Consider the following 11,474-nt stretch of genomic DNA (forward strand, 5'->3'; position numbering starts at 1 on the left):
CCGAGGGCGAGGGGCACGGCCGGCCGGACGGGCCACCGCCGCCCCCTGCGACGCCACCGGCGCGCGGGACGTCCCCGGACCCGTCCGCGCACCCGTCCGCGCACCCGTCCGCGCACCCGTCCCCGGCTCCGGCTCCTCGGTCGGCCGACCCGGGGTCCGCAGGCCCGGGCGGCCGCGGGACGCCGGCGCCCGAGCCCGAGCCGGGCCGCACCGCGGACGTCGAGGCCCTGCGGCCCGCCCGGCGGCTCCTGCGGCTGGCGGCCGTCGTGCTGCTGGTCGCGCTGCTCGCGACGGGCTCGCCGCTGCCCGGCCCGGCGATCGGGACGGCGGCCGCCGTCGCGGCGGTCGTCCTCGCGGTGCGCGCGGTCCGGGCGGCGGAGCGCGTCGCCCCCCGCTCGGGGGTCCGGACGGGTGGCCTGGTCCTGGCCGGCATCGCCGCCACGTGGACCCTCACGTCGCTCGCCCCGCTGTTCCTCTGGCCCGTGACGCAGGAGTACGAGGCCTGCCGCGCCGCGGCGGTCACCGTCGTGGCCGAGCGGCGCTGCGACACCGCCTACGAGGAGCGCCGCCTCGAGCTGCTCGGGGGCCGCACCGACCGCTGAGCTCCGCCGCCGGCGGCCTCGCCGCCCGCTCCGGCGGCCGACGGACCGGCGCCGGGACGTGGCGTCAGGCCGGGCCCGGTGCGGCCGGGCCCGCGACGGGCTCGTCGACGACGGGCACCGCCTGCGTGTCGACCGCGTCCGACGCCGCCGGGGGCGCCGGCCGCTCGTCGCCGGGCCGCCCGGGGACGCCCTCGGCCGACGCCGCGACGAGGACCTCGGCGGGGGTGGCCCGACACGGGCGCACCCGCTCGACGGCGCCGGCGACGACGCCCCGGACCCATGCCCGTACCCGGGGCTCCGCCGGTGCGGCCGCGAGCACGGCCCCGAGGAGCACGAGCCCCGCCGCGGCACCGCCGACCGCCCACGGGTCGCCGCCGACGTCCGTGAGCCGCCCGGGGCCGACGGCACCCGCCGAGGCCCGCACGAGCCCGGCGACGAGCAGCACGACCGCGACGGCGAGGCCCGCCAGCGCGAGCAGCAGGTCGCGGGCGCGCTCGACGACGAGCCGCCGGTGCACGTGCAGCCCCGCGAGCGCCCCGACGGCGACGACGAGCAGCAGGGGCAGCACCCCGGGCGTCCCGGCGAGGTCGGGGGTGGGCAGGGCGCCCAGCATCGGCACCGCCGGGAGCGGGCCCGTGACGGTCGCGAGCGGCGAGAAGGTCGTCCCCGCCCCGACGGCGAACCCCGGGCCCGCCGCCCACGCGAGGTTCCACAGCACGAGGTCGGGGAGGAACGCCAGCTGGGCCACCGCCAGCACCCCGCCGCCCACGGCGTCGAGCCCGAGGGCGCGGACCACGTCGGCGACGGTCGTCATGCTGCCCACGACCCACACGACCGTGAGGAGCGCGGCCACGAGCACGAGCAGCGCCGTGGCCAGCACCGCGCCCGTCGCGCCGACCCGCAGGGGCGCGGGCACCCGCCGCCACGCCGGGCGCGTGACCTCGCGCAGGGGGCGCGCGCCGGGGCGGGCGAGGAGGCCGAGACCGGTCCCCGCCCCGCCGACGAGCGCCCCGCCGAGGACGGCGAGCAGCAGCCCGGTGCCGGACGCCCCGACGAGGAGCGCGACGAGCAGCGTCGCGGCGGCGTAGGTCGCCGTGCCCGCCCCGTGCGCCGCCCGCGTGGCGGTCCCCGACCGGCGCGCGGAGGCCCACGCGGTGAACAGCGCGAGCGCCGTCACGCCCAGCGGCACGAGCGTCACGGGCACGCCGGCGACCACGGTCGGGACGCCGTGCGCGAGCAGCCACACCGATGCCCCGACGTGGGCGGCCCGCGTCCAGGGCACCCCGTCGTTCGTGGGGTCCGCGGAGGTCGCGACGAACGCGGCCAGGGCCGGCAGCACGAGGCAGAGCAGCGACAGCAGGGCACCCTGGAGCGCGGAGAGCACCCCGGAGACCCACGTCGGCGCCCCGTCGATCGCGGACCGCAGGACCTCGGGGCGCACGTCGTCGAGCAGCGTGGTGCGCCGCGGTCGCGGCGCCGCCGACGGGCGGGGGGCCGGGCTGCGGGTCGTCGTGCTGCTCACGTCCCCCATGGTGCGGGCGGGTCGTCGCCCGGCCGGGGACGCGGACCGGCGCGCCCCCAGGACGGGGACGCGCCGGTCGTCGTGCGCGGGGGCCGGGCGTGGCCCGGCGGCTCGTCAGGCCTGGAGGAGCTTCCGGGCGAGCGCCGCGGTCTCCGACGGCGTCTTCCCGACGTGGACGCCGGCGGCCTCGAGGGCCTCCTGCTTCGCCTGCGCCGTGCCCGCGGAGCCCGAGACGATCGCGCCGGCGTGGCCCATCGTCTTGCCCTCGGGGGCGGTGAACCCGGCGACGTAGCCGACGACGGGCTTCGTGACGTTGTCCCGGATGAACGCCGCCGCGCGCTCCTCGGCGTCGCCGCCGATCTCGCCGATCATGACGATGAGGTCGGTGTCGGGGTCGTCCTGGAACGCCGCGAGGGCGTCGATGTGCGTCGTCCCGATGATCGGGTCGCCGCCGATGCCGACGGCGGAGGAGAACCCGAGGTCCCGCAGCTCGTACATCATCTGGTAGGTCAGCGTGCCGGACTTCGACACGAGGCCGATCCGGCCGGGACCCGTGATGTCGGCGGGGATGATCCCGACGTTCGACTTCCCGGGGCTGATGAGCCCGGGGCAGTTCGGCCCGACGAGGCGCACGCCCTTCTCCTGCGCGAGGGCGAAGAACTCGGCGGTGTCCTTGACGGGGACGCCCTCGGTGATGATGACGACGAGCGGCATGCCCGCCTCGATCGCCTCGACGACGGCGGCCTTCGTGTAGGCCGGCGGGACGAAGATGACGGACACGTCGGCGCCGGTCTGCGCCATGGCGTCGGCGACGGACCCGAACACGGGCACGTCCACCTCGCCCGACGGGGACGGGAACGTCACGGACGTGCCGGCCTTGCGCGGGTTCACGCCGCCGACGACCTGCGTGCCGGAGGCCAGCATGCGGGTCGTGTGCTTCGTGCCCTCGGAGCCCGTCATGCCCTGCACGACGACCTTGGACTGCTCGGTCAGGAAGATGGCCATGGGGAGGTCTGCTCTTCTCGTTCGGTCCGGCGGGGCGTCAGGCGGCCTCGTGAGCGAGGCGGGCGGCCGCGTCGGCGCCCCCGTCCATCGTCTCCGCGAGCGTGACGAGCGGGTGGGCGGCCTCCGCGAGGATGCGGCGGCCCTCGAGCACGTTGTTGCCGTCGAGGCGGACGACGAGCGGCTTGGAGGCCTCGTCGCCGAGCATCCGCAGCGCGGCGACGATGCCGTTGGCGACCGCGTCGCACGCCGTGATGCCGCCGAAGACGTTCACGAACACGCTCTTGACCTGCGGGTCCGTGAGGATGATGTCCAGCCCGGCCGCCATGACCTCGGCCGAGGCGCCGCCGCCGATGTCGAGGAAGTTCGCGGGCCTCACGCCGCCGTGCGCCTCGCCGGCGTAGGCGACGACGTCCAGGGTGCTCATGACGAGCCCCGCGCCGTTCCCGATGACGCCGACCTCGCCGTCGAGCTTGACGTAGTTGAGGTCCTTCTCCTTCGCGCGGGCCTCGAGCGGGTCCGCCGCCGCCGCGTCCTCGAGCTCGGCGTGGCCGGCCTGCCGGAAGTCGGCGTTCGCGTCGAGGGTCACCTTGCCGTCGAGCGCGACGACCTGGCCGTCCTCCGTGAGGACGAGCGGGTTGACCTCGACGAGGCTGGCGTCCTCCTCGCGGTACACGACCCACAGCTTCTGCAGCACCGCGGCGACCTCGTCCTTGACCTCCGGGCCGAAGCCCGCGGCCGTGACGATCTCCTCGGCCTTCGCGGCGTCGATGCCGGTCCGCGGGTCGACGGCGACGCGGGCGAGGGCCTCGGGGCGCTCGACGGCGAGCTGCTCGATCTCCATGCCGCCCTCGACGCTGGCCATGGCCAGGTAGCGGCGCTCCGCCCGGTCGAGCAGCAGCGAGAAGTAGTACTCCTCCGCGATGCGCGCGCCCTCGGCGACCATGACGCGGTGGACGGTGTGGCCCTTGATGTCCATGCCGAGGATCTCGCCGGCCTTCTCGGCCGCCTCGTCGGCGGAGCGGGCCAGCTTCACGCCGCCGGCCTTGCCGCGGCCGCCGGTCTTCACCTGCGCCTTGACGACGACGACCCCGCCCCCCTCGGGGAGCAGGCGCTCCGCGGCGGCCCGGGCCTCGTCGGGCGTCGTCGCGACGACCCCGCCCAGGACCGGCACGCCGTGCCGCTCGAACATGTCTCGTGCCTGGTACTCGAACAGGTCCACCGCTGACGGTTCCTCTCGTCGCCCCGCGCGGACGTCGGTGTGCCGACGCCTCTGCCGATCGATCGTAGCCCGGGCCCCGGGCCCCGCCCGACAGCGCACGGAGCAGTCATGGGACGACACGGGGTGACCTGCGGCACGCGCGCCCTCGCCCGGCGTCGAGAGAAGGCAAGCGCTTGCCCGTCAAGAGACCTTGACGGACGTCCTGTCGTCAACCTACGTTGACGACATGACCGAGCAGCTCGTCGCCGCGACCACCGCCGAGGACCCCGCCGAGGGGCTGCGGTCGGTGCGTGCCCTGCGCGAGCTGGCCGACCGCATCGAGGCCCTGCACGTCGAGCGCGCGCGGCGCCTCGGCTGGTCGTGGCAGCAGGTGGCGGCGGCGCTCGGCGTGTCCCGGCAGGCGGTCCACCAGAAGTACGGGAAGAGGTTCGGCTGATGTTCGAGCGGTTCACGCAGGAGGCGCGCGACGGGGTCGTCGGCGCGCAGCTCGTCGCCCGCGAACGGGGCGACCGCAGGATCGGCACGGAGCACGTCCTGCTCGGCGCCCTGCGGGCCCCGGGGTCCGTCGCGGCGACCGCCCTGGGGCTGGTGGGGAGGACGGCCGAGGACGTGGCGCAGGCGGTGGACGCCCGTTCCGGCATCGACGCCGGCGCCCTGGCCGGCCTCGGCATCGACCTGGAGGCGGTCCGCCGGAGGGCCGAGGCCGCGTTCGGCCCGGGGGCGCTCGACGTGCCGGCGGACGAGGCACGGGACCGGCCCGTGCGTGGCCACGTCCCCTTCGACCGGGACGCGAAGAAGACGCTCGAGGTGGCGCTGCGGGAGGCGCTGGCGCTGAAGCACCGCCACATCGACACCGGCCACGTGCTGCTGGCGCTGGCGCGGCTCGACGGCACCGCCGCGCACACCGCCCTCGCGGCGCTCGGTCTCGGACCCGACGAGGTGCGCCGCGCCGTCCACGCCGCCTGGCGCGGCGGCGGCGCGGACGGCGCCGACCTCGCCCTGGCCCGCTGAGCCCGGCTCGGACCCGGGCGGCACCGGGAGGGGCGCTGCCCGGGGCCGCGAGGCGCCGGCTAGAGCTTCGTCACCGGTGAGAAGCGCAGGAGCAGGCGCTTGACGCCCTCGGTCCCGAAGTCGACCTTGGCGACCGCGTTCTGCCCGGCCCCCTCGATCGCGACGACCGTCCCGAGGCCGTAGGCGTCGTGGGTGACCCGGTCGCCCGCGGCGAGCGCGGGCACGTCGGCCCGCGGGGTCGCCGAGCCGAACGACGCCCCGGTCGACGGCAGCGCCGGACGCTGCTCGCGCTCGCGCTCACGGGCGGCGGACCGGCCGCCCCCCTCGCCCCGCGCGCGGCCCGTGCCGAAGCCGGACCCCCAGCCGCCCCGCAGCTGGGACGTGCTGGACTCCCGGCGGCGCCAGTCGACGAGCTCCTCGGGCAGCTCGTCGAGGAAGCGGCTCGGCGGGAACTCGTTGGGGACGCCCCAGGCGGTCCGGACCGCGGCGCGGGAGATGTAGAGGCGCTCCCGGGCGCGCGTGAGGCCGACGTACGCCAGGCGGCGCTCCTCGGCGAGCTGGTCGGGGTCGGTCAGGGACCGCATGTGCGGGAAGGTCCCGTCCTCGAGCCCCGTGAGGAAGACGACCGGGAACTCGAGCCCCTTCGCGGTGTGGAGCGTCATGAGCGTGATGACGCCCGGGTCGACCGCGTCCGGGTCGTCCCCGCCGTCCGGGCTCGGCACCTGGTCGGAGTCCGCGACGAGCGAGACGCGCTCGAGGAAGTCCGCCAGGTCGCCCTCGGGGTCGGTCTGCTCGAACTCCGTGGCCACCGCGTGGAGCTCGGCGAGGTTCTCCACGCGCGTGGCGTCCTGCGGGTCCTCGCTCGCGCGCAGCTCGGCGAGCAGGCCCGAGCGGTCGAGCACGGCGCCGAGCACCTCCGCCGGTCCGGCTCCGCCGGCGGAGACCTCGCGCAGCCCGCCCATGAGGTCGCCGAAGGCGCGCAGGCCCGTGACGGCCCGGGTGCCGAGCCCCGGCACCTCGTCGAGGCGCTCGAGGGCCGCGCCGAAGGAGATGCGCTCCCGCTCGGCGAAGGTCGCGACCATGGCCTCGGACCGGTCCCCCAGCCCGCGCTTGGGGACGTTGAGGATCCGGCGGAGGCTGACGTCGTCGTCCGGGTTCGCGACCGCCCGCAGGTAGGCCACGGCGTCCCGGACCTCGCGCCGCTCGTAGAAGCGGGTGCCGCCGACGACCTTGTAGGGCAGGCCGACGCGGACCAGCACCTCCTCGAGCGCACGCGACTGGGCGTTCGCGCGGTAGAAGATCGCCACGTCGCCCGGGCGGACGTCCGCGGTGTCGCCGAGGCGGTCGATCTCCTCGGCGATGAAGCGGGCCTCCTCGTGCTCCGTGTCGGCCACGTACGCGACGATCTGGGCGCCCGCGCCGGAGTCCGTCCAGAGCCGCTTCGGCGTGCGCCCCGGGTTCTTGCTGATGACGGCGTTCGCGGCCGAGAGGATCGTCTGCGTGGAGCGGTAGTTCTGCTCGAGCAGGATCGTCGTCGCCGCCGGGTAGTCGGCCTCGAACTCGAGGATGTTGCGGATGCTCGCGCCGCGGAACGCGTAGATGGACTGGTCCGCGTCGCCGACGACCGTCAGCTCGCCCGGGGGCACCGCCGGCACGTCCTCCCCGGCGGCCGCCGCCGCGTCCTCGGCCGCCGTCCCGCCGACGAGCTCGCGCACGAGCACGTACTGGGCGTGGTTCGTGTCCTGGTACTCGTCCACCAGGACGTGCCGGAAGCGGCGCCGGTAGTGCTCCGCGACGGCGGGGAACCCCTGGAGCAGGTGGACGGTGCTCATGATGAGGTCGTCGAAGTCGAGCGCGTGCGCCTGCCGGAGCCGGGCCTGGTACCGCGTGTAGACCTGCGCGAGCACGGTGTCGGCGTCGTTGGAGCGCCCCTCCCCCGAGGTGCTCGCGAACGTCTCCGCGTCGACGAGCTCGTCCTTGAGGGCGGAGATGCGCGAGGACAGCCCCTTGACCGGGTACCGCTTCGGGTCGAGGTCGAGCTCGCGGCACACGAGCGTGAGGAGGCGCTGGGAGTCGGCCGCGTCGTAGATGGAGAAGCTGGAGCGCAGCCCCAGGGTGGCCGCCTCGCGGCGCAGGATCCGCACGCAGGCGGAGTGGAAGGTGGAGACCCACATCCGCTGCGCGGCAGGCCCGACGAGGGCCTCGACCCGCTCGCGCATCTCCGCCGCGGCCTTGTTCGTGAAGGTGATGGCGAGGACCTGCCCCGCGCGCGCCCGCCGCGTCGCGAGCAGGTGGGCGATGCGGTGCGTGAGCACGCGCGTCTTGCCGGACCCGGCGCCCGCGACGATGAGCAGGGGCCCGCCCGCGTGCAGCACCGCGGCCCGCTGCTCGGGGTTGAGGCCCTCGAGGAGCGCGTCGGCCCGGGGGTTCTCCGCCTCCTCGGCCTCGTCCTCGTCCCCGCGCGGGGGCATGAGCCGCGGCAGCCCGGCCGCGGTCCCGTCCGTCCGGCGGCCGCCCGCCGGGCCGGCGCCGACGACGGGGCCGCCCTGCGGCGCGGCACCGCCGGGGGCGAAGAGGGTGAGGTTCTCGAACAGGGAGGTCATGGCGGGACAAGGGTAGGTCGCCCCACCGACACGACCTCACGCCGCCCACGGGCGCGCCCGGGCCCCCGTCCTCAGGTGCGCCAGACGCCGAGGAGCCAGAGGCCGGTGACCAGCAGGGACCCCGCCAGCTCGACGGCGATCGTCAGCCCCGTGGCCTGCAGGGCGACGACCGTCGCGCGCCACGCCACGGGGTGCTCCCGCAGGCGGGCGAGCTCGGCGAGGTAGGTGCCCAGGACGAAGCCGAGGAACAGGCCGACGACCGGGATCACGAAGAAGCCCACGACGCCGGCGAGCCCGCCCCACACGAGGCTGCGGTTCGGCACGCCGCCGCGCACGAGGTGGCGCCCCGCGACGACGTACTTGACCACCTGCGCCGCCGCCGTGAGGACGACGGCCGCGACGACGACGGCCCACCCCCACCCGCCACCGGTCCACACGCCCCAGACGACGACCGCGAGCGCCACGAGGAACGCGCCGGGCAGGACCTGGACCACGACCCCGACGAGCCCCGCCAGCACGACCAGCCCGACGAGGAGCTCGCCCGCTCCCGTCACAGGAGGCGCCGGGCGGCCGCCCAGCGGGTGAGCTCGTGCCGGCTGGACAGCTGGAGCTTGCGCAGCACCGCGGACACGTGGGTCTCGACGGTCTTGATGGAGATGAACAGCTCGGAGGCGACCTCGCGGTAGCTGTAGCCCCGGGCGATGAGCCGCATGACCTCGCGCTCGCGCGCGGAGAGCCGGTCGAGCTCGTCGTCGGCGATGGCCACGTCGCCGGCGGCGGTGCCGAAGGCGTCGAGCACGAAGCCGGCCAGCCGCGGGGAGAACACCGCGTCGTCGGCGGCGACCCGGAGCACGGCGTCGGTGAGCTCGCGGCCCTGGATGGCCTTCGTCACGTAGCCGCGGGCGCCGGCCCGGATGACGGCCACCACGTCCTCCGCGGCGTCGGAGACCGACAGCGCGAGGAACCGCGTCGTGCCGAGCAGCGGCGTGCACCGGCGGAGCACCTCCGCGCCGCCGCCCCCGTCGCCGCCCGGCAGGTGCACGTCGAGGAGCACGACCGCCGGGTGCAGCCCGGTCACGACGGTGACCGCCTCGTCGACGGAGGCCGCCTCCCCCACGACGCGCACGCGCTCGTCGAGGGAGGCGCGCACGCCGGCGCGGAACATGTGGTGGTCGTCGACGAGCACGACGTCGACGACGCCGGGGACGGGGACCGGTACGGGGACGGCCTGGCTCACCGGGCCTCCTGCCTCTGGGGGACGGTCGGGGGGACGGCGGCGGGCGCGGGTGCGCCCGCGGGCTCGGCGGCGGCCGGCGCGGGCTCCGGCGCGTGGTCGGCGACGGCCTCGGGCACCGCCCCGTCCACGGGGACGCAGAGGTGGACCTCCGTCCCGCGGCCGGGCGTGGACTGCACGGTGGCGGTCCCGCCCCGCCGGCGCACGCGCCCGAGGATGGACTCGCGGACGCCGAAGCGGTCCGCGGGGATGTCCGCGAGGTCGAAGCCCTCGCCGCGGTCGCGGACGAAGACCTCGACCGTGCGCGGCCCGACCTCCATGTAGAGCGAGACGGGGGGCCGGCCGTGGACCACCGCGTTGACGAGGGCCTCGCGGGCCGCCTGGAGCAGGGCCGCGGTCTGGGCGTCGGGCTCGCGGTCGCCGACCACGACGGTGTCGACCGCGACCGCGCCCCCCTCCGGCCCGGTGCGCGTGTCCTCCACCTCGGCGACGACCGCGCGCAGCTCCGCGGCCACGGACGTCCCGGGGACGCTGCGGTCGTCGTAGAGCCACTCGCGCAGCTCCCGCTCCTGGGCCCGGGCCATCCGCGCGACCTCGGTCGGGTCGTCGGCGCGGGCCCGGATGAGGGCGAGGGTCTGCAGCACGGAGTCGTGCAGGTGGGCGGCGATGTCCGCGCGCTCGGACTCCCGGGCGCGGGCGGCGCGCTCGTCGCCGAGCTCGCGGACGAGGCGCAGCCACCACGGCGCGAGGACGAGGCCGACCCCGCCGAGGACCGCGACGGACGCGATGACGGACTGCACGAGCGTGGCGGGCTCCACCCCCCGGCCGCTGACGTCCCCGACGAGGAGCAGCACGCCGACGCCGGCGAGCACCACGCCCCCGAGCAGCCGCAGCACGGGCGAGGGCGCCCCGCCGCGGGACCGCCCGCGCTGCACGGCGTCGAGCTGGCTCCACGCGAGCACGAGCCCCAGCACGAGGACCATCGCCGGCAGCAGCCAGGTGCTGCGCATCCCGCCGCCGTCCCGCATCTGCAGGAGCAGGACCGCGCACACGACGAGGAGCCCGCCGACGAGCAGGTCGCCCACGGGCCAGCGGCGCACGGCCCCCGCACCCGCGAGCCGCGGCGCCACGCGGGCGAGCAGGCTCGGCGGCCCGCCCGCGGCGGCGTCGCGCGCCGCGTCGGCGACCGGGACGGTGACCCACCAGAACAGGTACAGCGCCAGGCCCGTGCCCGCGAACGGCACGAGGGCGACGAGCGCGATCCGCACCGGCACCGCGGACCGCAGGCCCAGGTGCGCCGCGAGGCCGGCCGCGACCCCGCCGACGAGACGACCCCGCTCCGGGCGGCGCAGCGGGGCGCGCGGCCGGGGGGTCGCCGGGGCGTCGAGGGGGCTCACGCCCTGATCGTCACACGTCCGCCGGCGCCCGGGGACCCTCCCGGGGACGGACCGGGGTGGGGACCGGGGTGGGCGGGGGTCCGGGCCAGGGGCGGACCAGGGTCGGTTCAGGGGAGCACCCGATCCCGCCGGGGGCCGGGGGCGAGCACGATCGTCGTCATGGACACCACGAGCCCCTCCGGCCCCCGCGCCGGGGACCCCGCCGGCCCGGCCGGCGAGGCCGCGACGACACCGCTGCCCGCGCTGGGCCCCGCCCCGTCGGGAGGCGGCGACGACCCCGTCGGCGCCCGCCCGGGTGCCGACGCCCCGCCCTTCGGCGCGGGCCCGCCCGGCGCCGGCGCGTCCTGGACCGGCCCCTCCTGGACCGGCCCCTCCTCGACCGGCCCCTCCTCGACCGGCCCCGGCGCGTCGGCCCCGCCCCGCCCCTCGGGCTTCTTCGCCTCCCTGCGCCGCACGGGCGTCGCGCGCTCGGAGGAGCGCTGGGTCGGCGGCGTCGCCGGCGGCCTCGCGGAGCGCTTCGCGATCGACCCGCTCCTCGTGCGCGGCCTGCTCGCCGTCAGCGTGCTCCTCGGCGGCCTGGGCCTCGTCGCCTACGGGCTCGCGTGGCTGCTGCTGCCCGAGCGCCGCGACGGCCGCATCCACCTCGAGGAGCTCGTGCGCGGCCGCTTCGACATGGCGGTCGTCGGCGGGATCCTGCTCGTCCTCGTCGGCCTCGGGCGCGGCGACCGCTGGTGGATCCGGGGCGGGGACGCCGACGTGCTCGTCTCGCTCGGCTGGATCGCGTTCCTCGGCGTCGTCGCCTGGGTCGTCATCGCGGCGGCCCGCCGCCCCGGGGGCGTGCCGCCGCGCCCCGGTCCCTCCGGCCCGTTCGGCCCGTTCCC

General features: G+C 77.2%; 10 protein-coding genes and 1 pseudogene. 4 read left to right on the top strand and 7 right to left on the bottom strand.

What is annotated here, in order from left to right:
- Positions 1–602 (top strand): annotated as a pseudogene (locus EJA20_RS19175) (hypothetical protein); the annotation flags it as partial.
- 64 nt (positions 603–666) lie between these two features.
- On the opposite strand, the gene EJA20_RS16555 reads toward EJA20_RS19175, so the two are convergent.
- The 3 genes from EJA20_RS16555 to sucC form a co-directional block, all read right to left on the bottom strand.
- Positions 667–2,133 (bottom strand): cell division protein PerM, encoded by a 1,467-nt coding sequence (locus EJA20_RS16555; protein WP_420836448.1) that lies wholly within the window; start codon positions 2,131–2,133, stop codon positions 667–669.
- A 105-nt stretch (positions 2,134–2,238) separates the two neighbouring features.
- Positions 2,239–3,129, bottom strand: a complete 891-nt coding sequence (gene sucD / locus EJA20_RS16560) for a succinate--CoA ligase subunit alpha (RefSeq protein ID WP_129339648.1) — start codon at positions 3,127–3,129, stop codon at positions 2,239–2,241.
- A gap of 37 nt (positions 3,130–3,166) precedes the next feature.
- On the bottom strand, positions 3,167–4,348 hold the full coding sequence (gene sucC, locus EJA20_RS16565) for an ADP-forming succinate--CoA ligase subunit beta (RefSeq protein ID WP_129339649.1): 1,182 nt from the start codon (positions 4,346–4,348) through the stop codon (positions 3,167–3,169).
- Between the two features lie 226 nt (positions 4,349–4,574).
- Between sucC and EJA20_RS16570 the strand changes: the two genes are divergently transcribed.
- Entirely contained in the window at positions 4,575–4,784 is a 210-nt protein-coding gene (locus EJA20_RS16570) for an RNA polymerase subunit sigma-70 (protein ID WP_129339650.1), read from the top strand.
- Positions 4,784–5,359 (top strand): Clp protease N-terminal domain-containing protein, encoded by a 576-nt coding sequence (locus EJA20_RS16575; protein WP_129339651.1) that lies wholly within the window; start codon positions 4,784–4,786, stop codon positions 5,357–5,359. Before EJA20_RS16570 ends, EJA20_RS16575 begins: the two co-directional genes overlap by 1 nt.
- A gap of 59 nt (positions 5,360–5,418) precedes the next feature.
- Here the strand turns inward: EJA20_RS16575 and pcrA are convergent, their stop codons facing one another.
- From pcrA to EJA20_RS16595, 4 genes are all read right to left on the bottom strand, one after another.
- A complete protein-coding gene (gene pcrA / locus EJA20_RS16580) occupies positions 5,419–7,962 on the bottom strand; it encodes a DNA helicase PcrA (RefSeq protein WP_129339652.1) in 2,544 nt (847 codons plus the stop codon).
- A 71-nt stretch (positions 7,963–8,033) separates the two neighbouring features.
- On the bottom strand, positions 8,034–8,516 hold the full coding sequence (locus tag EJA20_RS16585; RefSeq protein ID WP_129339653.1) for a DUF456 domain-containing protein: 483 nt from the start codon (positions 8,514–8,516) through the stop codon (positions 8,034–8,036).
- Positions 8,513–9,127 (bottom strand): LuxR C-terminal-related transcriptional regulator, encoded by a 615-nt coding sequence (locus tag EJA20_RS16590; protein WP_129339655.1) that lies wholly within the window; start codon positions 9,125–9,127, stop codon positions 8,513–8,515. Before EJA20_RS16590 ends, EJA20_RS16585 begins: the two co-directional genes overlap by 4 nt.
- 68 nt (positions 9,128–9,195) lie before the next feature.
- Complete coding sequence (locus EJA20_RS16595) at positions 9,196–10,593, bottom strand: ATP-binding protein (protein ID WP_129339654.1); 1,398 nt, start codon at positions 10,591–10,593, stop codon at positions 9,196–9,198.
- A gap of 159 nt (positions 10,594–10,752) precedes the next feature.
- Here EJA20_RS16595 and EJA20_RS19180 point away from each other — a divergent pair.
- Positions 10,753–11,474 (top strand): PspC domain-containing protein (locus EJA20_RS19180; protein ID WP_205687555.1); only part of this gene is annotated, 722 nt, incomplete at its 3' end.

Origin of the sequence: Cellulomonas endophytica (assembly GCF_004123805.1) — a bacterium.
GTDB lineage: Bacteria > Actinomycetota > Actinomycetes > Actinomycetales > Cellulomonadaceae > Cellulomonas > Cellulomonas endophytica.

Excerpts from the sequence above, each read along its gene's own strand:
- EJA20_RS16590 (WP_129339655.1), bottom strand. The coding sequence starts at position 9,127 with ATGTTCCGCGCCGGCGTGCGCGCCTCCCTCGACGAGCGCGTGCGCGTC.
- pcrA (WP_129339652.1), bottom strand. The coding sequence starts at position 7,962 with ATGACCTCCCTGTTCGAGAACCTCACCCTCTTCGCCCCCGGCGGTGCC.
- sucD (WP_129339648.1), bottom strand. The coding sequence starts at position 3,129 with ATGGCCATCTTCCTGACCGAGCAGTCCAAGGTCGTCGTGCAGGGCATG.
- EJA20_RS16575 (WP_129339651.1), top strand. The coding sequence starts at position 4,784 with ATGTTCGAGCGGTTCACGCAGGAGGCGCGCGACGGGGTCGTCGGCGCG.
- EJA20_RS16555 (WP_420836448.1), bottom strand. The coding sequence starts at position 2,133 with ATGGGGGACGTGAGCAGCACGACGACCCGCAGCCCGGCCCCCCGCCCG.
- EJA20_RS16570 (WP_129339650.1), top strand. The coding sequence starts at position 4,575 with ATGACCGAGCAGCTCGTCGCCGCGACCACCGCCGAGGACCCCGCCGAG.